This is a genomic window from Acidobacteriota bacterium (genome assembly GCA_016715115.1).
Classification (GTDB): Bacteria; Acidobacteriota; Blastocatellia; order Pyrinomonadales; family Pyrinomonadaceae; genus JAFDVJ01.
In genome coordinates, this window is sequence record JADKBM010000016.1 from 1,477,932 (window position 1) to 1,500,207 (window position 22,276).

Annotated in this window: 22 protein-coding genes and 1 tRNA gene; 10 read left to right on the forward strand and 13 right to left on the reverse strand. The window is 54.4% G+C overall.

What is annotated here, in order from left to right; all coding sequences use genetic code 11:
* Window positions 1–99 precede the first annotated feature (99 nt).
* From IPN69_24285 to IPN69_24300, 4 genes are all read right to left on the reverse strand, one after another.
* Window positions 100–1,593 (reverse strand): glutamate--tRNA ligase, encoded by a 1,494-nt coding sequence (locus tag IPN69_24285; GenBank protein ID MBK8813829.1) that lies wholly within the window; start codon window positions 1,591–1,593, stop codon window positions 100–102.
* Between the two features lie 6 nt (window positions 1,594–1,599).
* Window positions 1,600–1,935 carry an MmcQ/YjbR family DNA-binding protein gene (locus IPN69_24290; protein MBK8813830.1) on the reverse strand — a complete coding sequence of 112 codons (336 nt, stop codon included), beginning with the start codon at window positions 1,933–1,935 and terminating at the stop codon, window positions 1,600–1,602.
* Window positions 1,932–2,558, reverse strand: a complete 627-nt coding sequence (locus tag IPN69_24295; protein ID MBK8813831.1) for a hypothetical protein — start codon at window positions 2,556–2,558, stop codon at window positions 1,932–1,934. The genes IPN69_24290 and IPN69_24295 overlap by 4 nt, the downstream gene beginning before the upstream one ends.
* 51 nt (window positions 2,559–2,609) lie before the next feature.
* Window positions 2,610–2,700: transfer RNA gene (locus tag IPN69_24300), tRNA-Ser, on the reverse strand.
* 230 nt (window positions 2,701–2,930) lie between these two features.
* On the opposite strand from IPN69_24300, the gene IPN69_24305 reads away from it, so the two are divergent.
* The 3 genes from IPN69_24305 to IPN69_24315 all read left to right on the forward strand — a co-directional run bounded on the left by IPN69_24305 (window position 2,931) and on the right by IPN69_24315 (window position 8,937).
* Window positions 2,931–4,664 carry a TonB-dependent receptor gene (locus tag IPN69_24305; GenBank protein ID MBK8813832.1) on the forward strand — a complete coding sequence of 578 codons (1,734 nt, stop codon included), beginning with the start codon at window positions 2,931–2,933 and terminating at the stop codon, window positions 4,662–4,664.
* Window positions 4,665–4,901: 237 nt separating this feature from the next.
* Window positions 4,902–7,865, forward strand: coding sequence for a PAS domain S-box protein (locus tag IPN69_24310; protein ID MBK8813833.1), 2,964 nt, complete (start codon window positions 4,902–4,904; stop codon window positions 7,863–7,865).
* 244 nt (window positions 7,866–8,109) lie between these two features.
* Window positions 8,110–8,937, forward strand: coding sequence for an aminotransferase class IV (locus tag IPN69_24315; protein MBK8813834.1), 828 nt, complete (start codon window positions 8,110–8,112; stop codon window positions 8,935–8,937).
* 29 nt (window positions 8,938–8,966) lie between these two features.
* Here the strand turns inward: IPN69_24315 and IPN69_24320 are convergent, their stop codons facing one another.
* The 6 genes from IPN69_24320 to IPN69_24345 form a co-directional block, all read right to left on the reverse strand.
* Window positions 8,967–9,797: an MBL fold metallo-hydrolase gene (locus IPN69_24320; GenBank protein ID MBK8813835.1), complete on the reverse strand. Its 831-nt coding sequence runs from the start codon at window positions 9,795–9,797 to the stop codon at window positions 8,967–8,969.
* 95 nt (window positions 9,798–9,892) lie between these two features.
* The gene (locus IPN69_24325) at window positions 9,893–10,672 is read right to left on the reverse strand and encodes an SDR family oxidoreductase (protein ID MBK8813836.1); all 780 of its coding nucleotides are present in this window, start codon (window positions 10,670–10,672) and stop codon (window positions 9,893–9,895) included.
* Between the two features lie 141 nt (window positions 10,673–10,813).
* Entirely contained in the window at window positions 10,814–11,344 is a 531-nt protein-coding gene (locus IPN69_24330) for a hypothetical protein (protein MBK8813837.1), read from the reverse strand.
* Entirely contained in the window at window positions 11,334–11,855 is a 522-nt protein-coding gene (locus tag IPN69_24335) for a GNAT family N-acetyltransferase (protein ID MBK8813838.1), read from the reverse strand. Before IPN69_24335 ends, IPN69_24330 begins: the two co-directional genes overlap by 11 nt.
* Entirely contained in the window at window positions 11,842–12,399 is a 558-nt protein-coding gene (locus IPN69_24340; protein MBK8813839.1) for a GNAT family N-acetyltransferase, read from the reverse strand. Before IPN69_24340 ends, IPN69_24335 begins: the two co-directional genes overlap by 14 nt.
* Before the next feature lie 14 nt (window positions 12,400–12,413).
* Complete coding sequence (locus IPN69_24345) at window positions 12,414–13,463, reverse strand: TonB family protein (GenBank protein MBK8813840.1); 1,050 nt, start codon at window positions 13,461–13,463, stop codon at window positions 12,414–12,416.
* Between the two features lie 175 nt (window positions 13,464–13,638).
* Between IPN69_24345 and IPN69_24350 the strand changes: the two genes are divergently transcribed.
* From IPN69_24350 to IPN69_24375, 6 genes are all read left to right on the forward strand, one after another.
* The gene (locus tag IPN69_24350) at window positions 13,639–14,289 is read left to right on the forward strand and encodes a hypothetical protein (protein ID MBK8813841.1); all 651 of its coding nucleotides are present in this window, start codon (window positions 13,639–13,641) and stop codon (window positions 14,287–14,289) included.
* 9 nt (window positions 14,290–14,298) lie between these two features.
* Window positions 14,299–15,234, forward strand: coding sequence for a PD40 domain-containing protein (locus tag IPN69_24355; GenBank protein ID MBK8813842.1), 936 nt, complete (start codon window positions 14,299–14,301; stop codon window positions 15,232–15,234).
* Between the two features lie 26 nt (window positions 15,235–15,260).
* The gene (locus tag IPN69_24360; protein MBK8813843.1) at window positions 15,261–16,835 is read left to right on the forward strand and encodes a hypothetical protein; all 1,575 of its coding nucleotides are present in this window, start codon (window positions 15,261–15,263) and stop codon (window positions 16,833–16,835) included.
* On the forward strand, window positions 16,832–17,812 hold the full coding sequence (locus IPN69_24365) for a hypothetical protein (protein MBK8813844.1): 981 nt from the start codon (window positions 16,832–16,834) through the stop codon (window positions 17,810–17,812). The genes IPN69_24360 and IPN69_24365 overlap by 4 nt, the downstream gene beginning before the upstream one ends.
* A gap of 139 nt (window positions 17,813–17,951) precedes the next feature.
* Entirely contained in the window at window positions 17,952–18,506 is a 555-nt protein-coding gene (locus IPN69_24370) for a sigma-70 family RNA polymerase sigma factor (GenBank protein ID MBK8813845.1), read from the forward strand.
* Entirely contained in the window at window positions 18,503–19,579 is a 1,077-nt protein-coding gene (locus tag IPN69_24375) for a FecR domain-containing protein (protein ID MBK8813846.1), read from the forward strand. Before IPN69_24370 ends, IPN69_24375 begins: the two co-directional genes overlap by 4 nt.
* 40 nt (window positions 19,580–19,619) lie before the next feature.
* Here the strand turns inward: IPN69_24375 and IPN69_24380 are convergent, their stop codons facing one another.
* The 3 genes from IPN69_24380 to IPN69_24390 are packed head-to-tail and all read right to left on the reverse strand — an operon-like array spanning window position 19,620 to window position 21,841.
* A complete protein-coding gene (locus IPN69_24380; GenBank protein ID MBK8813847.1) occupies window positions 19,620–20,861 on the reverse strand; it encodes a DUF1015 domain-containing protein in 1,242 nt (413 codons plus the stop codon).
* A gap of 4 nt (window positions 20,862–20,865) precedes the next feature.
* A complete protein-coding gene (locus IPN69_24385) occupies window positions 20,866–21,369 on the reverse strand; it encodes a nuclear transport factor 2 family protein (GenBank protein MBK8813848.1) in 504 nt (167 codons plus the stop codon).
* A 13-nt stretch (window positions 21,370–21,382) separates the two neighbouring features.
* A complete protein-coding gene (locus IPN69_24390) occupies window positions 21,383–21,841 on the reverse strand; it encodes a hypothetical protein (protein MBK8813849.1) in 459 nt (152 codons plus the stop codon).
* A gap of 79 nt (window positions 21,842–21,920) precedes the next feature.
* Between IPN69_24390 and IPN69_24395 the strand changes: the two genes are divergently transcribed.
* Window positions 21,921–22,202, forward strand: a complete 282-nt coding sequence (locus IPN69_24395) for a 4a-hydroxytetrahydrobiopterin dehydratase (protein MBK8813850.1) — start codon at window positions 21,921–21,923, stop codon at window positions 22,200–22,202.
* The last annotated feature ends 74 nt before the right edge of the window (window positions 22,203–22,276 follow it).

A 22,276-nucleotide genomic window follows, 5' to 3' on the forward strand; every position in this document is an offset into this window, starting at 1 on the left:
TTTCAGCTAGTCCGAAGCATTTCCTTTTTCGGACTAGTTGAGAGCTGATAGCGGAAAGTTGATATTGCGAATCCAAAATCCAAAATCCAAAATCTAAAATCAAATGCTCCACGCGATCTGACTTCGTAGACGCATTATCGAGCGTTCTTTCCCGAGAACCTCAAACACCGCGATCATCGACGGACCGACGCCGACGCCCGAAAGCAGCGCCCGCGAGCCGTTCATAATAACTCCGAGCTTCGTACCTTTTTCTTCTGCGAAGGCGGCGACGAGGGCGTAGATGGGATCGTGCGTGAAATCGTCGAGCGACTCGAATCGGTCCGCCAATTCCGGCAGCCACGATCGGAGATCCGGGAACTTCTTCAGGTTCTTCTCGATCGCCGCCGGATCGAAGTCAAAATCCTCGCTGAAGTAGGCGCGGCCCTGAGACGAAAAATCCTTGAGGTTGAAAAAACGCTCGCGAATCAGATTGACCGTGTGTTCGAACCATTCACGATCGTCGTCTTCATACTCGTCGCGCCAAAGTTTGGCTGACCTGAGTTCGTCCTTCACAAACGGCAGCAGATCTTCAATGGGCATTGTTCGGATGTATTCGGCGTTCATCCAGATCGCTTTATCGTCCGTCCAGCGGCGCGGATTATTCAGATCGAAGTTGAACGTCGCGTTCGATTGGTGAATTCGATCGAGCGAGAATTTCGCGACCAGTTCTTCGAGCGTATAGATTTCCTGTTCTTCACCGGCCGACCAGCCCAGAAGCGCGAGAAAATTTCGAAACGCGGCCGCCAGGAATCCGGCGTCGCGATACGTCGTCATCGAAACGATCTCGCCGTGAATCCGTTTCGAGAGTTTCTTTCCGCCTGGCGCCAAGATCAGAGGCAGATGCGCGAAGTTCGGCGGTTTTACACCAAGCGCTTCGTAGATCAGGATCTGTTTGTGCGTGTTGGTCAAATGGTCTTGTCCGCGGATAACGTCCGTGATGCCCATCTCGATGTCGTCGCAAACGACCGCGAGATTGTAGAGCGGATGCCCGTCGGAGCGGAGCAAGACCAAGTCTTCGATCTCGTCGTGACCGCGTTCGAGCGAACCGTAAACGGCGTCTTGAAACGATGTTTTGCCCGCGGGCGGAACCTTCAGACGGATCGCGAACGGTTCGCCGGCCGCGGCGCGCGCGTCGGATTCGTCTCTCGCAAGTTCCCGATACACATTGTCCCGCATTGATTTCACGCCCTGATTGGCGCGAGCGCGTTCCGCGATCGTTTCCTTGATATTCTTGTCGCCGGCATCGACCTTCGGCGTAAAGTCGCGATACGCCTTCCCTTCCTCAAGGAGCTTCAGGGCGGTGGCGCGATGTTTCGGGGCATTGTTCGACTGGTAAACGATCTCCTCGTCCGGTGCGAAACCAAGCCAAGCAAGGCCCTCGAGAATCGAACGCGTCGATTCTTTGGTCGAACGCGCAATGTCCGTGTCCTCGATCCGCAACAGGAACTTCCCGCCGACGTGGCGCGCGTAGAGATAATTGAACAGTGCGGTTCGCGCCGAGCCGATATGCAAATAGCCCGTCGGCGACGGGGCGAATCTAACTCTTGTAGTCATAAGAACTCAATCCTGATATTTTTCTGCGAGTTTCGCGGGTGCCTTTCCGCGGTATGCGACGCGCAGTGCGTCTTTGAAAACTTCCGGACGCACGCGCCCGATCTCAAAATAGGTTGCGCCTTTTGCGCCCCACGCGTTCGGAACGGGATAGATCGTATCGTCGTCGACGAACAATGATTGCTCGACGGGTGTCAGCGAAATCATCGCAAGGCGCTTTTCGACATCGATCGTCGCAAATATCTTCTTTCGAATTCGAAACGATGTTAGGTGAAAATGCGGCAACTCGACGGATTCCTCAAACCCAAGCGCAAGTTCACGGACCTTTTCGACAGTCAGGCTCATTTCGCATATTCAGGAATTCGGTTGATTCCAAATTCCAGGATTTCGGATTCCAGATTCCAGATTCCAAGGATTCCAGATTTCGGATTCCAGATTCCAAGGATTCCAAGGATTCCAAGATTCCAGATTTCGGATTCCAGATTTCGGATTCCGGATTCCGGATTCCAGATTCCAGGAATCCTCTGGAATCTATTGGAATCCTCTGGAATCTCTTGGAATCCTCTGGAATCTCTTGGAATCCTCTGGAATCTCTTGGAATCCCGTGGGATCTCTTGGAATCCTCTGGAATCTCTTGGAATCCTTTGGAATCCTCTGGAATCTCTTGGAATCCTCTGGAATCTCTTGGAATCCTCTGGAATCTCTTGGAATCCTCTGGAATCTCTTGGAATCCTCTGGAATCTCTTGGAATCCTCTGGAATCTCTTGGAATCCTCTGGAATCTCTTGGAATCCTCTGGAATCTCTTGGAATCCTCTGGAATCTCTTGGAATCCTCTGGAATCTCTTGGAATCCCGTGGGATCTCTTGGAATCCTCTGGAATCTCTTGGAATCCTTTGGAATCCTCTGGAATCTCTTGGAATCTTCTATAATCCCTGATCCAAAAACACGAAAAGCTATCAAATCCCAAATTTGATAGCCGATCAATCCCAAATCTAAAATCACCAATCCAAAATCGGTATGGCGGAGACAACAGGATTCGAACCTGTGAAGGGCTTTTGACCCTTAACGATTTAGCAAACCGCCGCTTTCAGCCGCTCAGCCATGTCTCCGCACGAGCGTTCAAAGTAAGTTTTAATTCTATCTGCTAAGCAAACTTTGTCAAGCCTTGTCGCATCACACCTACGAATTCAACGTGCGTATTGCTTGACACATTTGTGTTAACCGCAGAAAATACGTAGGTGTCCCAAAATGGTCGCTGGCTGACGAAGCTAAGTCAAAAGAACCGCGACTCTGAAAACCTGGCTCTCCCAAGCGATTGTTTGGCGGAGGAAGTTTTTTGATGAATTTAACTGTTGCCCCTAAATCAAGTCTGAAAATGGCGTTTTTCGCCGTCGCCGTAATTGCGGCGTTTTTCGTCTTGGTGTCTGATAGCCGGGCAAACACTTCCGGCACTAAGCGCGGCGGTTTGGGAATCATCAAAGGATTTGTCAAAGACCAGACGGGAAATCCGATTGCCGAAGCATACGTGATGATCTCGAGCGCGGAGACCTCGCGCCTCGTCAAACAGGTTCGATCGGCAACGAACGGCAGTTTTCTTGCAAAAGTACTTCCGGGAACATACAAACTTCTTGCCGTTGCGCAGGGTTTCAATCCGATTTCGCTCTCGGAAGTCGAAGTGAACCGCTCGGGAGAGTTCGTTTATAAGTTCAGTCTTGAACGCGCCGGGAGCGGCAACACGCTTCCCGAAAAGAGGGGCGACCGAAATTCCTCGAGATGGAGCATTCGTGCCTCAGCGATCAGAAATTCGGTTTACCAGAACACCGAAGGCGAGACTCCGATCGACGGCGACGATGTTGTCGATGCCGAACCTGCCGACGTTCAATCAAGATCGGAGCGAAAGTCGCAAACCGTAATCGAGACTTTTGCTGCAACGCGCGACGGCGCTGCTTTCGGAGGCGCAAATTTCGCCACTCTTCTGCCGTTAACCGAAAACTCCGAACTCGTTATCGCCGGTCAAACAACAACCGGCGCGACGTCGCCGCAACGGCTCGAGGCGCGCTATACCTTCCGACCAAACGATTCACATCAGATCCGCATCAACACCAGCGTCGCGAAACTCGGCTCCGTCGAACTTGGCGACCAGCAGAAGCAGATCGGGCAATTCTCGGTTCAAGCAACCGATGAATGGCGCGTGAAAAACGGCTTCGTTCTTGTGCTCGGATTTGATTATTCGAAGTTCATCGGCGCCGGCGACGATTTTTCCGTCAGCCCGCGACTCGGCCTCCAATACGATATCAACTCGCGCACCCGTTTTCGATCTGCGTACACGACGCAGAATGAGGATCGAACGTGGTCGCGCGCGATCGAACTTGAAGATTCGACCGTGATGTTTCGGGAACCTGTCGCGGTCAGCGATTTTGTCGTTGAAAACAATCGTCCGCGGATGAATCGTAGCAGCCGGTTCGAGTTCGGCGTCGAACGGATCCTGGATTCGAATTCGACGATCGAGGCAAATGTCTTTTTCGATCTGACGAACAGCCGCGGCGTCGGCTTGATGAACATCCCGTTTGAGTTCACGGGCGGCGAGGTCAACGATTTCGTGGCGAATCAGCAAGGTCGGGCGCAGGGAGCGAGGGTCGTGTACTCACGCCGGCTGAACGGACTTTTCAGCACTTCGGCCGGTTATTCGTTCGGAAACGGCCAGAAACTGTCCGAGAAGGCGATTACGACCCCGGCGAGTGCTTTTGAAGACGCGCTTTTCCAAACGTTCTTTGGCCAATTCGACGCCGCGCTCAAGACCGGAACACAGGTCAAAACGGTGTTTCGGCTTTCATCGCAGGCAACCGTCTTCGCGATCGATCCGTTTCAAGGCCGGATGATGATCTACGATCCGGGTTTGAGTGTTTTGGTGACGCAATCGCTGCCGACTCTTGGGCTTCCGATACGCGCCCAGGCGGTGATCGACGCGCGAAATTTGTTCGACTTTCAGACGGGCATAAACGGTGAGGAGGGCAGCCTCAAACTTTCGTCTCAGAAACGCGCCTTGAGCGGCGGAATTATGGTCAGGTTCTAGGAAGCAAGATAGATCGGAAGAAAATCACTGATCCAAAGCCGTGCGTTTTCGGACTTTGGATTTTTTGTTTCCAAAATCTTGGATGACAAAGCAAAAAACTGAATCAGAAGTTCGTGCAAGGGCCTTAGGAGAGTATTAAATCCGTCAAATCGTTGGCGTTTATCGATGACGGCCCCAAAGCCCCAACTGGAACGGCTTTTGCGTTAACTATTGCTCGGCATTTATTGCCTCTCAACGATGACGGGGAAAGTACTGACAAGCTGGAGTCTCGTGTGGTTGCTGGCCACGGTCTTATTGATCGCGGGCGGCGCTTTGAACCTTTCTCAGCGGGCCATCCAAAAGCTTCCTCCCGTTGACGGAGTCGACTGGCAAATGCGTTCCGACGGCGGAATCTATGCTGAAGTAGTGCGTCCTGGTTACGCCGCATCGCGAGCCGGGATCTCGGTCGGAGACCGACTCATCGGAATCGGTCTCGACGGAGACAAACCGCAGGAGATAACGGCGCCGGTTGATGTACAGATGTTCATCGAAGTGGCCGGGGTCGGAGGGAGCCTGACCTACTTCTACCAGCGGCCATCCTACTCTTTTGCGAATAATTATTATTACGCCGACCTGAAAAACATCGACAGCATTCCGCGTTGGACCGCGTCGACGATCTTTGTCGGACTCGTCGGACTGATTTGGCTCGGTGTCGGCATCTTCGTCCTATTCAAACAAGGCAGTCGCTCGCCTTTCGTCCTGCATTTCGCAACCGTCTGTCTCGCGGCGTTCGTCTTTCACGTTTACAAACAGATAGGTTTCGGCGAGGACTTTGATCTCGCGGTCAAACTGCTCGATAACATCGCATTTGCGTTCTTTGTCCCGTTATTCCTGCATTTCTGTCTCCGCTATCCGGTAAGGAGTGACGTCTTTCTTGAGAACTCCAGGATGCGCACGGTCGGACTCTATGTTCCGGCGGCGGTGATCTCGGTCGCGATGGTGATCCTCTCGGTTTTCCCCCAGGTTTTCCCCCAATCTTCATTCGCCGCCGCATTCGCTTACTTTGACGCCCATTTTGAGATAATCAGCCGACTGGACAGCGCGAATCTTTACCACTTCGTCATCGGAACGGCACTCGGAGCCGTGATCCTGATCAGGCGCTTCGTGCGCAACCGTCAAACCGTTGTCCGTCAGCGTTTGAAATGGGCGATGTGGGGAACGATTGCGGCGATCATTCCGATCATCATTTTTCAAATCGCGAAACGGATCGTGAATCTTCCGGAAGACGGCTACACGACGGCGATGACAACCTTGCCGTTGGCGCTGATTCCGCTCAGTTTCGGGCATTCGGTCGTTCGCTATCGCCTGATGGATGTTGACGTCGTCGTCCGGCGCGCGCTGGTTTACGCGATCACAACCGTGGCGATTGCGATGATGATCGGAACGGTCGCGCTCGGACTGGTCTTTCTTGCCGTCGGCGACAATCTTTCGACGACCGAGATCTCACTTCGGGCCCTGATCGCGATCATCGCGATGGCCGGGATCGTGTTGCTCAGCGAACCCCTGAAGAACTTTCTGCAGGAGCGTGCCGACCGCTTTTTCTATGGCGAACGATACGATTTGCGGCGCGGATTGCTTGATTTCGGGCGCACGCTTTCAGCGACGACCTCGCTCGATCCTTTGCTCAACGCGTTGACCGAAAGGCTTCGCCAGGTTCTCGACGTCGAAAAAGTCGCGGTCTTCGTCGAAGACGACGATGCGACCGGTCAGTACCGTCTCGCAAAATCGATCGGGATCGGCGAATACAAGATTCCGGGCGATTTTCGGCAGATGATCCGCCAGAAGAGCGCCCAACGAGGCATTGTACGCGCCGATGAACTCGATTTGATGGAGATCGAAACGACGAGCGGCAATGGCCATAACGGAGGACTCATCCGTCAGGAACTTCATTACTTCGTCCCGTGCGTCGCGCGCGGCAAAATGGTCGCCGTCATCGGGCTCGGACGCGGCTCCGACGGATCGCTGCTCTCGTCGGAAGACATCGATATCCTTCAGACCGTATCCGGTTACGTCGCGGTCGCGGTCGAAAACTCGCTGCTCTACCAGGAACAGGAGAAACGCACCGAAGAACTCGAATTGCTCAAAGAATTCAATGAGTCGATCGTCGAATCGGTCAATGTCGGGCTTCTTGCGGTCGACGAATCGGGCCGCATCACCCGCTGTAATTCGACCTTCGAGGAGATGCTGGGACTGAAACGCGAAGAGGCTCTAGGACGACCGGTCGAAGAGATATTTGACGAAGGTTTCGTCTCGAATCTCGAGAACATTCTCGGCAAGTCGCGCTGGCACCTGACCGAGATCCGGCACGCATACAAGATGCACACGACTTCGGCGAAAGGAAAATCACTGATTCTCAACGTTGCCGTCGCGCCGCTACGTTCGGTCTCGCACAGCCAATCCGGCGGCATCGTCGTCTTTGAAAACGTCACGTCGCGTGTCAAGCTCGAAGAAACGCTTCAGCAGAGCGAGAAGCTTTCGTCCATCGGGCTTCTCGCCGCGGGAGTCGCGCACGAGGTCAACACCCCGCTCACCGGTGTTTCAAGTTATACGCAAATGCTGCTCGGGATGATCCCCGAAACCGACCCGAAACACGCGCTGCTCAAGAAGGTCCAAAAGCAGACCGAACGCGCGTCGAACATTGCCGGCAACCTGCTTAACTTCTCGCGTTCGGGCGGTTCGGCCGATTTTATCGAGATCGGCATCAACAAACTCCTTGATGACACGCTTCAGCTTCTGGAACCGCAGATGCGCAAATCGCAGATCGAGGTCGTCCGAAACTACGCTGATTCACTTCCGGAGATCTTCGGCAACGCCGGCAAATTGCAGCAGGTGTTCACGAACCTCATCCTCAATGCACGCGATGCGATGCTCGACGGCGGCAAGATCACGCTTGAGACGAAGCTCGAAAACGAAGGCGAGGTCGTGATCGTCGTTGCGGACACCGGTGACGGAATTGCGCCCGAAAATATCAAGAAGATCTACGATCCGTTCTTCACGACCAAAGGCGTCGGCAGCGGCACCGGGCTCGGGCTCGCAGTCTCATACGGTATCGTCCAGGAACATTCCGGCACCATCGAGGCCCACAGCGAAGTCGACACGGGCACGACATTTCGCCTGACGTTTCCGGTCGTAGAAAGAGAATTGCAGCGCGCCGTTAGTTAATCGATTGCCTTCCTTCAAACCGGTCACGCGAAACAAAGTTGATTGTCCGCGAAATTCGCGAAAAAACGCGACAACGACGAACAGCCGCTTTTCGCATTTGCACCGATTCGCTTCGTTCTTTTTTGCGTATTTCGCGTATTTCGCGGGCAATCTTTCGGCGAATAACGACAATTGGGGATCGGCGTCTACAGCGGCCTTGCGTTTTGGGTAGACTTTCGCCGACAGATCCCCATCGAAAACACGAATGCCCGAACCAGAAGATTTTGTCGCCCTGAACGAATCCATCATTCCAGCCGCTGATGCTAATCTGGCATCGCTTTCAAACGCCGCGCTTTACGGCAAAGGCGTTTTCACAACGATCGCGATCAACGCCGGAAAGCCCGTCTTTTGGGAGAAACACTGGCATAGATTGACCGATAACGCCGCGCGACTCGGCATCGGATCGCCGAACAGATCGAGCGTTCTCTCTGCGCTTACGAGGCTTATCGAAACGAGCAAGCTTGGCCGCGGTCGTGCGCGTGTGACGGTTTTCGATGAATCTCGCAGTCCGCTCTGGTCGACCTCTCACAAAGTCGGATCTTCCGTGCTGATCACGACTGCCGGGCCGCGTGAGCTTCCCAGGACGCTGCGATTGAATCTGTCGAGGTATTGCGTTAACTCGCGCTCGCCGCTTGCCGGTATCAAATCGTGCAACTATTTGGAACAAACGCTGGTGCTCGATGAAGCCCGAAAACGCGGATTCGACGAAGCGATCCGACTCAATGAGCATGGCGACATCGTTTCCGCGGCAATGGCCAACGTATTCTGGGTGAAGAACGGCGCGGTTTTCACACCGGATCTCGAAACGGGCTGTCTTGCCGGCACGACGCGCGGGTTTGTTATCGAGAACTTTGGGGTCGACGAAGTCCGGGCCGGGCTTCCAGCCTTGGAAACCGCCGACGAAGTTTTCGTGACCTCGGCCGGGATCGGAATCAGGCGCGCCGTTTTCAACGATCTTGAAAACGCATCTGATGCGATAACGGATAAAGTCATCGACGCGTTCCGAAAGATCGTGGCCGGCAGCTCGTTCTGAGGTTCTTGTAAAGCGTTCTTTTCGATGTCCTAAAATCTGATCCAGTCGGTCGGTCGGCTGGCGAATGACAGCGTAATCGTCGTATTCGATCTGAACAGCGTCGGGCGCATCTGAAGGGCACTTTCGGCCATCAGCTTCGCGAGATGCGGTTCATTGGCGCGTTGCGAGAGATGCGCGAGGACGATCTCTTCGGCGCCGCCGTCGTAGTCGTTCGTCAGCCAGTCCGACAGATCCTCGTTCGACAAATGCCCGTTGCGGCCGGCGATGCGCTGTTTCAAATCCCAAGAGTAAACCGGGCAGGTCTTGAGCATATCTCGACTATGGTTCGATTCGATGACGATCGCGTTGCAGCCGCGGAGTTTCTCTTTGATGAGCGTCGTGATGGAGCCGAAATCCATCAATGTCGCGACCCTGACGCCGTCCTTTTTGGCGACGAAGCCGAAGTTGTCCGCGGCGTCGTGCGGCACGCTGAAAGGCTCGAAATCAATATCGCCAATGCGAAACTCACGGCTCGATTCGATGCGTTCGGTTCGATTCCGAAGCGCATCGCGACGCTTTCCGCCTTCGCTGTCGCCGTTCTGAATTCCCTTTCGGGTCGAGAAATAAGCCTCTTCCGTCTCGCCGGAGATGAAGACCGGACAGTCGACCGATTTCATAAGTACGCGCAATCCGCCGGCGTGATCGCTGTGCTCGTGGGTTACCAGAATCCCATCAAGGTCGGCCGGATCTTCGCCGACCGCGACAAACCGTTCGAGGATCTGTTTCGCGCTCATCCCGGCATCGACGAGCACGCGTGTGTTTTCAGTACTGATGAGCACCGCGTTTCCCGTCGATCCGCTTCCGAGGACTGTGATCTTCATACATTCAATTGGAACTTTGACCTTCGATCTTTGGTTTTTGAACTTCAACATTCGAGACCCGGTCTTAAGCCAAAGATCCAAGCTCCGCGGAACTTTTATCCTTGATACTTTTTCCGCAAACTTCTCGCGATCACACGCGTGATCATGGAATTCGGAAAGACCGTACCGAAAACCGAGCCGATATAATTCGCGAATCCCGAAACGACGAGCGGTTTGCCTTTCTGAACGGCCTTAAGCGCCGCTTCGACTACCTCCTCCGACTTCTGCATTCCCTTGACCATCATCGGATCCTCGATCCTCGCGTTGTTGAAAAAGTCCGTCTGTGTCGCGCCCGGGCATAGCGCCAGAATCCTGACGCCGAACGGTCGATTTTCTTCGGCGATCGCCTCCGTGAACGATGAAACAAACGCCTTCGTCGCCGCATAAGTCGCGAAAAACGGAATCGGCTGAAAACTCGCGGCCGATGAAACATTGATTATTACCCCGTGTTTTCGCGATCGCATCGCCGGAAGGTAGCGGTGCGTCAGCGCAACAAGCGCCGAGATATTGAGGTCGATTATATTCAGCTCCCGTTCGAGATCAAGATTAATGAAATCCCCCATCGAGCCGAATCCAGCGTTATTGATCAGCCAGTCGATCTCGTATCCGAGCCGCTCGGTCTCGGCAAAAAGCTTCTTGTCGGCGTCAACCGAAGTCAAATCGAGCGCAACGTAGTGAACGGTAACGCCGTGCACGAGCATCAACTCGTCACTTAAGCGATGGAGTTTGTCCTCCGAACGGGCAACAAGCACCAAATTGTGCTTCTCGTGCGCGAGCCGTCGGGCGAATGCCTCGCCGATTCCTCCGGACGCACCGGTAATGAGTGTGAATTTCATAAAGCACTACTTTCTACCATGATCTTTGATCTTGATTTTGGATCTTGGATATCTTGAATCTTGAATCTTTGATCTAATTTTTGATCGTTGAGTCAACGCTTTGCTTTCTTGGCAAAGATCAAAGTCCAAAGATCAAAGATATCAAAGATCAAAGTTCCGATCAGATTCCGTGACAGAATAAAGCGAATAGTAAATCGAACCGACGATCGCCGCGACAATCACCAATGTTCCCAAAAGTCGGATGATGCCCGCAACCGCGGGAGTCGAATTTATCAGTCCGAGCGTCGTCAACAAATAGTTCCAGTCGTGAAAACTGCCCTCGCTGCCCGTCATCCCGCTCGTCAAAACAAGCTGCATCTTAACCGCATCGGCCGCGTATATATGGACGTTGATGATACTCTGGCCAACCCAAAGCAGAACGATCGACGCTGAATACGGTTTCTCGTTCCAGACGAAGTAGCCGACAAAAACTGCCGGCACGATCACCTGAAAAAGCGAACCGCCGGCGATCATCATAAACTCGCCAAACGGCCGGAACAGCAAATGACCGGTTTCGTGGATCGGCAGATCGACGATGTCGAGAAAGCTTCCCTGCATCGGAGTGAAGGCGATCCATAAAAAATAAACGCCCAAAAGGACCGCAAAAACAAGCTTCGGATAACTAACGTTCATTCTCGCCTCTCAGAAAACTCGAACTATCGATCGCATAATAGACCAGATTCATTCCGTAATGGTCGCGCATCCCTTCATACGCCATTCCGCATTTTTCCATTATTCGCCACGAGCCCGTGTTCTCTTTGTTCGCAACGGCGACGATCCGCTCGAGACCAAGCGTCGAGAAACCGTATCTTAACCAGGCACTCGCGCATTCGAGTCCGATTCCGCGCCGCCAGAATGATTCGACCATCCCGTAGCCGACCTCGATCTCGCCGGAGTCCTCAAGCGGCTGAAGTCCGCTCCAACCGATGTTCTCGCCGGTCTCTTTCCAGATCATCGCGCACATCCCGAGGCCCTTTTCATAATTCCCGATCGTGAACCTGACCCGTTTTTCAATAAATTCCGGTGTTTGCAGTTCGAGTCCGCCGATAAATCTCGCGACTTCGGGAATTCTCCTTTGAACGGTCAAAAACGGCAGATCGTCCATTGTGTATTTTCTCAAGACCAATCGTTCAGTTTCTATCATTGTTGAAAAACTCCTCGCGCGTGATCGAGTAATGAACCAGTTCGGAATCGTAGAAATGCCCGATGTAGTCAAACTCCATCCCGATCTTTTCCATCACGCGTCGCGATCCCAGATTTTGCTCCCGCGCCACGGCGACGATCTTTTCGAGGCCGAGGACTTCGAAGCCGTATTCCAAAAGCCTCAACGCCGCTTCAACCGCATATCCCCGTCGCCAAAACCGCTTCGCGACTGCGTAGCCGACCTCGATCTCGTCCGATTCGGCAAGCTTCCAGAGTCCGCACCAACCGGCAACTTCGCCGGTTTCCTTGATTATCATCGCGCAAAATCCGATCCCCTCCGACTCCCAACGCGACGAGACGAGATCGATCCAATTCGCGGCCTCGAGCCGTTTTTGAGGCTCGCGAATATAACGCATCACGTCCGCATCCGACCGCATCGCATAGATCGCGTCGAGATCGTCATCGACCATTTTACGGAGCGTCAGCCTTTCGGTTTCGAGCATATCGGAGCGGACGAAGATTTGATCGCACTTCGGTGTTCCCATCCATCGCAGTTCGCCTATGGTTGAAAATTGAACACCAGAAAACCCTTCACCTTGACCGGTGTTCCGTTAAGGAGCGTCGGACTGAATTTCGCGGCTTTTGCGGCGTTTACCGCTGATGCCCGAAGCAGTGGGTGGCCGGCGACCGCTTCGGCAGAAATCACGTTTCCCTGCTCATCGATCAAAACCTCGACATTAACGGCGCCGGACGCTTTGACCGCGCGCGCGGCGGCCGGATACGCCGGTGCGGGCAATATCGTCGCCTTGCCGTTGATGACGCCGCCGCTGATGACGCCCGGAGTGCTCTTGTCGGCCCCCGACGTACTGCCGGTTTGGACCGAAGCGTTCGTCGGAGGTTGATCTGACTTTGGCCCGTCCTGAATCAACGTCTTGCTCGGAACCAGCCATATCTCGGTCGACTCGAGGTACTTTCCGCCTTTGACGCGGACATAAGAGGAACTGAAGCGGGTTCGGTCAACACCCTCTTCTGCCAGAGCGTCTCCAAATTCCTTTGCGGCAACTCGGTATTTGGCGGTACTGGATTCCTTGATCACGGCCTTTACCGTCATTGAAGGATTCGCGGTAAGAAGTTTCACGAGTATTCCGAAATCATAATTCTCACATTCGACCATTCCGATTTCCCCTGTTGAGCCGAACTTCAACGGCGCCGTTAGGCCGGAAAGATCGTAGCTCCAATCCGCTCGTGCGATCTCCGGATTTTCAGCTCCGGCCGGCACCAGCCAGATCTCGGTCTTCGTCTCCGGCCGGGACTCGCCGCGAATCATCTGTGACCTTTCGAGATCAATTCGTCGGCTCAAAAGATATCGTTTGATCATCGCCTCCCGAAAAAACGAGTCCAAGGGCTTTGTCCGATCGCCGTAAGTCACGATCGCAGCGCCGACGGTCGGATCGTTCTGAAGTTCGAGCAGAAAACCGTCGAGCTGCGCTTGGATCATTTCGCAATTGGTCGCCTGACCGAATTCGGTAAAGAGCCGCGCCTTGGTTTGTCCAAATGCGGACACAGCGAAAAGCAGAATCAGCGTCAGCGTCAGAAATCTCGGGCTCATTTTCATAAATTCAATCTCCGGGTCACAGGTTTCAGTTGTTTCGATGATAAGGAAATTAGCCCGAAAACGAAAGCTGTTTCGACACCGGGAGGCAACACAAATAGGCGCTGACGAAAGATTTTGGAAGAGAACCGGCTGAACTTTCGTCATAGTGTCTGAAATTCGGAGAAATCGTATGACGAAAGAAACTAAAAGCAGACGGGAGTTCATTGGAACAGCGGCGTTTGGACTGGCATTTCTGCCACTGTTGGCTGGCTGCCGTTACGATGTCATCGCCCAAAAATCGGACAATGTGTTGAAAAAGATAAAACTTAACGCAATTCAAACCGATGGGGAATGGAACGGGGCGAAGGATGCGCCCGACGACGTCCGCGAACGGACGAGTCTGGCAGTTTCCGACGCCGGCGAGCGAATGGTCATTTCCGGCACAGTCTTTCAGGCCGATGGAAGAACTCCGGCGCCGGATGTTCTGATCTATCTTTATCACACCGATTCGAGTGGTCTTTACGGCCGCAACGGCGAACATCGTCACGGTCGCTACCGCGGCTGGCTTTTGACCGGCGCGAACGGAACTTTCCAATTCGAAACCATCAAACCGGCGCCGTATCCCGAACGCCGTTTCGCGGCGCACATCCATATGACGATCACGACGACCGAATTGAAAGAAGACTGGATCGATTCTATCCTTTTCGAGGGCGACCAATTGATCTCCGAGCGCGAGCGTCAGGAGGCAGGCAAGAAGGGCGGCTTCAATCCGATTATCGCTCTCGAAAAAGACACCGCCGGCGTTTGGCGCGGAAAGCGCGATATTCAACTCTGGAAATAGGAAATGATTATGAAACATCTTTGGGCGATCCTTCTATTGCTGGTCGGCTCTCTCTCGTGTATTGCGCAGGAACAGAAGGCGAGACCAGTCTACTACTTCAATCCGGACTGGTCGCCGGGTGACAAGCGGATCGTTTTCGAATCGACAAAAGACGGGAAATTCGCGATCTACACGATCAAGAGCGACGGATCGGATCTCAAGAAGCTGACGAGCGGCGAGGCGAACGACGAGCAGCCGCGTTGGTCGCCCGACGGCAAGCAGATCGTCTTTATTTCCGACCGTGACGACCATCTTCAGTTGTATTTGATGAATGCCGACGGATCGAATCAACGCCGTTTGACGAATTCGCCCGACATCGACTATCTGCCGGATTTCTCGCCGGACGGAAAACGAGTCGTTTTTATGTCGCGGAAAGAACGTGCGAGCGCGATTCACGACATCTTCGCAATTCGTATCGACGGCACCGAACGAACGCGGCTGACCGATGCCGCCACAAACGAGATGAGTCCGCTCTGGTCACCTGACGGCAAACGGATCCTGTTCGAGCGAAACATCGTTCCGAAGCCGACCTACCGCGAGATGTCCCGGGACGAGGTTCTCGGGATGCGCCGTTCGCAGGAGCTTTTCATTATGAATAGCGACGGTTCGGGGATCGCCAGGCTGACCGAGAACGACGTCGCGGAATCGGGAGCGAGATGGGCACGGAACGGAAAGCGGATCTATTTCGTCTCGGAGCGCGACGGCGCGACGAACGTTTACTCGATGAAGCCGGACGGCTCCGATGTTCGAAAAGTCGCCGACGGCAAGATCGTTTCAAACCCTAACGTCTCGCACGACGGGAAGCGCTTCGTCTATTCCAAAGAGGTCGACAAACAATGGGGGCTTTACGTTTTTGAGATTCAAACGCAGAAAGAAAGTCTGATCTATGGCGGGCCTTCCAAGTGAAGTCCGCAATGCAGCGGAGGGTACTTATGAACGGAACTTTTGTATTTACGTTCTTGATGCTGGTGGCATTCGCCTCCGTCGAATGTCGCGCGCAGGGCTATGATTCAGAGGCAACAGGAATCGTCGCCCCGGCCGGCGAATTGCGGACTGCACGAGCCGCGCACACCGCGACGACATTGGCGAACGGCAAGGTTCTTGTCATCGGCGGTTTCGGTGTTGACACCAAGAGCATCGACAGCGTTGAACTCTTCGATCCGGCGTCGAAAACGTTTTCCGACGGAGGGCGGATGCGGTCGGCGCGTTCAAGTCACACGGCGACGCTGCTTCGCGACGGCCGGGTGCTGATCGCCGGCGGATACGACGGTGATTACCTCGATTCGGCGGAGATCTACGATCCGGCCACGGGGAGTTTCAAGGGCATCGGCAAGATGACGATGCCGCGGAGCGATCACGCCGCGGTACTGCTTTCCGATGGAAGAGTGTTGCTCGCCGGCGGCGTCGGAACCGGCTGGACTTTTCTCGCCGATGCGGAGCTGTTTGATCCGGCAACCGGCACGTTTTCAAAGACCGGCAGTATGAATCTGGTGCGCGAGTCGCACACCGCGACATTGCTGAATGACGGACGGGTTCTGATCACTGGAGGCCATCGCGGCCGTCGGTCGGCGATCGTGATTTACACCGAGGCTGAGATCTACGATCCTCGTACCGGGAAGTTCTCGGCCACCGGAAACCTCGGCATCCGCCGCCACAAACACGATGCGGCCCTCCTTGCCGACGGACGTGTTCTGATCGTCGGCGGATCGGACGAACGAGATTCTCGGGGCGCATACTCTTCGGTTGAAATCTTCGATCCGAAAACCTCGAGATTTTCTCCGGTCGGTGATATGAAACGAAACCGTTACAAGCTGCAAGGAACGTCGATAGGTCTTGCGGACGGCCGCGTCCTGATTGCCGGCGGATCGAGCCAGATGGAGATCTTTGATCCAAAATCGAATTCGTTCTCGTTGGTTCCGGGAGAATTGGGAGCAACGCGTCTGTTTGCGACCGTCGCGAGGCTCTCAGGCGGCCGCGTTCTGATCGCCGGCGGATACGACGAGCGGACCCGCGTCTCGCGCGATGCCAGAGTTTACGAGCCGATGCCGCCATTGCGCGCAGCCAACCCATCGGCATCATTCTGCCGTTTCGTTTCGCGCGCCGAAGCCACGAGAATCCTGGGCGGCGTTCCGGAGGATGTCCGGATGAGTGAGAGTACGAGGGCCGATGGAGACCGGACCGAATGCGAATTCAAGCTCAACCCACGGGTGGTTTTTTACTTTTTGATAATCAAGAGTCCGACCGATGATATGGCCAAACGGCTTCACGATGAGATCTGGAATTCAAACAAGGACCACGCCGGAGTCGAATTGGGCACCGGTGTCGGCGACCGATCATATTCGCACGTCAATCGGCCGAATTTCTTGTTTTTTGCGGCACGCTCGGGAAAATTCAACGTTCGCTTGAAGGTCAACAGGCCGATTCACGGAACGTCGCTCGAAGAAATGGAGCGGACCGCAAAACGCATCATCGGCGAGATCAATGAACAAAAGGAGTCTACAGAATGATCAGATCCATCGCGGCAATTCTGCTCTTTGCTGTCTCGGCGTCGGCTTGTGCCGAAGGAAGAGCGCAGACAAATCGGTACAAATGGCAGATCGTCACCGAAAAAGCCGATTATCCGAAGGGTTACAACTATCCGGTTTTCGTCATCGGAGGGAAGATGCTGGCGCTGAACAACGGCGGCTGGATCTCCGAAGACGCGAAAACGTGGAAGAAGACCGAACTGCCCGACATCGGCTTGAATTCGGCGTATCAGAAGTTCGTGCAGTTCAATGGCGCGGTTTATGCGCTCGGGACGATGACCGGGAATTATCTGAATTTCGAACTGACGTCGAGAATCTCGCGAACGCGCGACGGCGAATCCTGGGAAACCGTCGCCGAGACGTCGAACTTGCCGAAGCGGGTCTTTTACGGCGCGGCGGTTTTTAACGGCAAGATCTGGATGATCGGCGGCTGGGATGGCAAGAAATACCATAACGACGTCTGGAACTCGGCCGACGGCGCCAAATGGACGCAGGTTACCGCGGATTCAGGCTGGTCGCCGCGCACTCCGGCGGTGACCGTCGTCTTCAAAGACAGACTATGGATGATGGGCGGCGGCGTGATCGATGGCGAAAAGGACTCGAATCCAAATTCGTACAAGGAAGTCTGGACGTCCGGAGACGGTCGGGCTTGGACCCGGATCGAGACTAATTCAGATCGTAAATGGCGCGGCAATCCGGTCGTTTTTGACGGCAAACTTTGGCTTGCGGGCGCGAATCGCGGCGGCGGATTCGAAAGCGCCGTATGGGTTTCCAGTGACGGAAGAACGTGGGACGAACTCCCCGCGCCCTGGTCACCACGCGGAGCCGTAGCCGTCTGGGTCTTTGACGAGAAACTCTTTCTGACCGGTGGAAAATCGTCGTACGTCGAGAATGGAGAGACGAAATTCGTTTACAGCAACGATGTTTGGAAGATGGAGAAGCGCGGGCTTGATTTTTGAGCTTGGTTCCGGACCGTTGAATCGTCGATGCGTCGATGGAATTCAGGACTCTCCGATGGAATCTGGAATCTCTTGGAATGCTTGAAAGGGTGAATGCTAAACTAGCGGGAATTGAACTTAGATGGAGAACGCCGCGCGGATGATCGAATCGAGAGACGAGAGTGACTTGCTTGCCGAATTCAAGAACGGCAACCGCGAGGCTTTTGGGGCTCTTTACGTTCGTCATCGCCGTCGTGTCTTTTCGATCGCGGTGAATTATTTCGGCGGCGATTCCGAGCGTGCTGGAGATGTCGTGCAACAGGTCTTTTTGAAGTTATTCCGAAATTCGGCCGGCTTTCGCGGTGAAGCCGAGTTCACGACCTGGCTCTATCGCGTGACGGTCAATGCCTGCATCGATGAGCAGCGCAAGTTCGGTCGGTTCTTCGGACTCGAGGATTTTTTCGGACTTGCCGACTGGAGAATCCGTCACGACGAGCGTTTCCAGCAGTTGCAGATCTCGCAACAGGTCCAAAAAGCGATTGCGACATTGAAACCGGAATACCGGTCACCGCTCGTTTTGAAGTACACCGAAGGTTTGAGCTATCAGGAAATTGCGGAAGTTTTGGAGATTTCGATCGGAACGGTTTCGTCGCGGCTCAATCGCGGACACGCGATGCTTGCGAAAAAGCTCGCGCACTTGAGGGGCGAGGTATGAGCGTTGCGTCGGAGAGCGGTATGAATAACGTGCATTACAAGGATCAACTGTCGGGGTTCGTCAATCACGAGCTAACGGACGATCAACGCCAAAACGTCGGCGAGCATCTCCTCGTATGCCCCGATTGCAGGAGCGCGCTCGACGAGATCAGGTTCGGCGCGCAACTCGCGAGAGCGCTCGAGCAACACGATCCGCCGCCTGAAGTTTGGGAGCGTCTTGAAGCGAGGCTCGATAAACGGCGCGCTTTTGCGTTGTTCGGCATTTTTTCGCCGGCGTTCGCAGGGCTGATGTTCGTCGCCGTCGTGGGAATTGCGATCGCCATCTATTTTGGCGTCAGCGGCGAAGGCACAGGTGGCTGGAGGATCGAAACGCTTGCCGGTTCAACTTCGGTCGGAGAGCGTCTCGGTGTCGGCCAAACGCTCGAAACCGATGCGAGTTCACGTGCAAGATTACAAGTTGCGGATATCGGCAATGTCGAAATAGCGTCGAATTCGCGCGTAAAACTCATCGATTCGAAATCCGATCAGTATCGCCTTTCGCTCGAACGCGGCCGGCTATCCGCCAGAATTCTCGCGCCGCCGAGGCTTTTCATCGTCGACACGCCGTCGGCGGTCGCGGTCGATCTCGGCTGCGCTTACACGCTCGACGTCGATGAAAACGGCGATTCGAATCTGCACGTCACTTCGGGTTACGTCGCGCTCGAACGTGACGGCCGCGACGTCATCGTTCCGGCCGGGGCGATGGCCATCACCAAAAAAGGGATCGGGCTTGGGACGCCGTTCGCCGATGACGCTTCGGACGAGTTTCGGCGAGTTCTATATCGAATCGATTTCGAAAACGGCGGGCGCGAAGCCTTGATAGAGTTGATCGGAAAAGCCAGAAAGGACGATTCGATCTCGCTTTGGCATTTGCTGAGAAGCGTGCCCAGGGAAGATCGCGAAACCGTGTTCGACGCAATGTCGAAATTTGTGAAGCTGCCGCCCGACACGACGCGTGCGGGGATACTCGATCTTGACAAGAAAATGCTCGACGCACTTTGGTATCAGGTGAAGATCGTTTGGTTCGAAGGCTAGGCAGGGCCGCCTGAAGGCGGAACTCCGAACGAACTCCACACTAGAAGCAGTGAATCAACAGCCCGTCGCGTAGTTTCGGCTCGAACCACGTCGATTTCGGCGGCATTATCTGATTCTCGTCCGACACCTGCAGCAAATCTCCGACGGTCGTCGGAAACATCGAGAACGCGACCTTCCAGGCTCCGGAGTCGACCAGCCGTTCGAGTTCTTCGGTTCCGCGAATGCCGCCGATGAAGTCGATGCGCTTGTCCGTTCTCACGTCTTCGATGCCGAGGATCGGACGCAAAACGAAATTCTCCAAACGGCTCACGTCCAGCGACTCGATCACCGGCGGGGCCGCGAAATACTGGATATTGAACAACATCCGATGCCAACGCCCTTCGAGATAAACGCAGATCTCGCCCGGGTTTTGCGGCTCCGGACTGTCGGCTTCGGTGATCACGAAACCTGATTCGGCGGTCTTCGCCAAAAACTCCTCGGATGAAAGTCCGTTCAAGTCCTTTACGACCCGGTTGTAAGGAAGGATTCGAAGTTGTTCCGCAGGAAAGAGCGCGGCGATGACGAAGTTGTACTCCTCGTCGCCGGTGTGCTGCGGATTCGCATCGCGCATTGCTGCCCGCGCGCGTGAACTGCTCGCCGCGCGGTGATGGCCGTCGGCGATATAGATCGACGGAACATCTTCGAACGCACGGACGATCGGTTCGGTCGTGGAGATCTTCCAAACGGTATTGCGAATCGAATTTTTGTTGATGTCGTCGGCCCAAAAATCGAACAAGGGCGCGGACTTCGTGACTTCGCCGATCAGTGAGTTGAGCTCGTCGGTCCCGCGATAGCAAAGAAAGATCAGACCGGTTTGCGCTTCGAGCTCGATCATATGGCGCGTCCGGTCATTCTCTTTGTCGGGCCGCGTTTTCTCGTGCTTCTTGATCCGGCCGTCGTCGTATTCGTCGATCGCGCAACAGGCGACGACGCTCGTCTGAACCTGTTCGCCCATCCGCAATTGATAGACGTAAAGACACGGTTCGCCTTCGGGTTTGAGGATTCCTTCGCTCTGAAGACGCGCGAGATTCTCTTTCGCCTTGGCGTAAACTGCATCGGAATACGGATCCGCGCCGTCCGGCAGATCGATCTCCGAACGCGACACGCGAAGAAAACTCATCGGATTAGAGGCCGCTATCGCGCGCGCTTCCATCGCGTTGAGAACGTCGTACGGAACGCTTGAGACTTCTTTTGCGTCATTTGCATCCGGGCGCAGGGCACGGAACGGTTTGATCTTTGCCATTGCTTTATTTGTTCGAATTTGAGTTCGAGTTTGCCCGCGACGCGTTCGCAACGTCCGAAACGAGTTTCTCACGCGCTTCGTTGGCCTTTTTCAGGATCGCTTCGATCTGTTTGTCGCGCGCCAGTTTCCAAGTGCCTTCCTCGCGAACGAAAGGATAGACGAGATCGAATTGACCGGTTGCGTCGTCGCGAACCTCGACGGTCGCGGTTTCACCCTCGATCTTCTCGTTTCGGGTTACCGGGAGATTTGGGATCTTGACCTTTGTCTCTTCGCGCAGGACATCATCGACGCTGCGGTTCTGGATCTTCGCGTTGGTTTCGATGAACGCGATCGACCCGCGCGAAAGGAGCCGCTTCATTCCTTCGATATCGCCCTTTTGCTGCGCCGCGACGTATGCCTTAAGGGTCTCCGCCGGACTCGTCGCAGGTCTTTCGGACGAACAGCCGGAGGCTGCCGCGAGAAAAACGGTCAAAAGGACAATTCGATGAAATCCAAAATCCAAAATCACAATTCCAAAATCCCTAGGGTTGTTTTCCCTCGTTGATGATCCGGTCGAGTTCTTCCTGGCTTTTTTGTGAATCGATCTCGATCTGATTGGCAAAACCCTTTTTGTCGATTTTCCAGACTCCCTCCTCGCGGATGAAATGGACCGTATTCCAGAGGCCCATCGAATCTTCCATTTCGACCGAAGCTTTGTTTTCTTCGTCCTCACGGACGTTGCGATATTTGACCGAATTCTGTGATTCCGTGAACAGCGTTTCGCGGGTCACGATGTCATCGACCGTGACGTTTTGGGCCTTTGCCTCCTGCTCTGCCATCTTCAGCGATTCCTGCGACAGAAGCATTTTCATCTGGGTCGTGTCTTTCTTTTTGATCGCGCGTGTGTAAGCCTGCAGAGTTTCGAGCGGCGTGAGTTTTTTCGGCGGCGCGGCGCATCCGGCAGCGAGCGAAACGGCAATGAACAAGATAATAAAACGCATTGTTTGAATATAGATTTCTTAAATCGTTATACTGAAAAAACTGAATTATAACTCAAAAGGGCAGGGAGCGAAAAAACGAATGGAACGCAGGAAACTCGAGACGCAAGAAATCGCCAAAAGACTCGGTAAGGTCGCCGGATGGACGTCGGAGGACGATTTTTTGAAAAAGCGTTTTGAGTTCGGGAATTTCGCCGAAAGTCTCGCGTTCGTGAACGCCGTCGGCGAGATCGCCGAGCGTCACGACCATCATCCAGACATCACGTTTGGCTGGGGCTATGCCGAGATCAGCCTGACGACTCACGATCGCGGCGGCATCACGAATTTCGACTTCGCCGTCGCGACGGAGATCGAACAGATCTGAGATTTCGATCATTGTTGAGCCCGAATTACGCAATAGCGTGCCTTTACCCCGCAGCTGGCGCTGCGGTCTTGTCT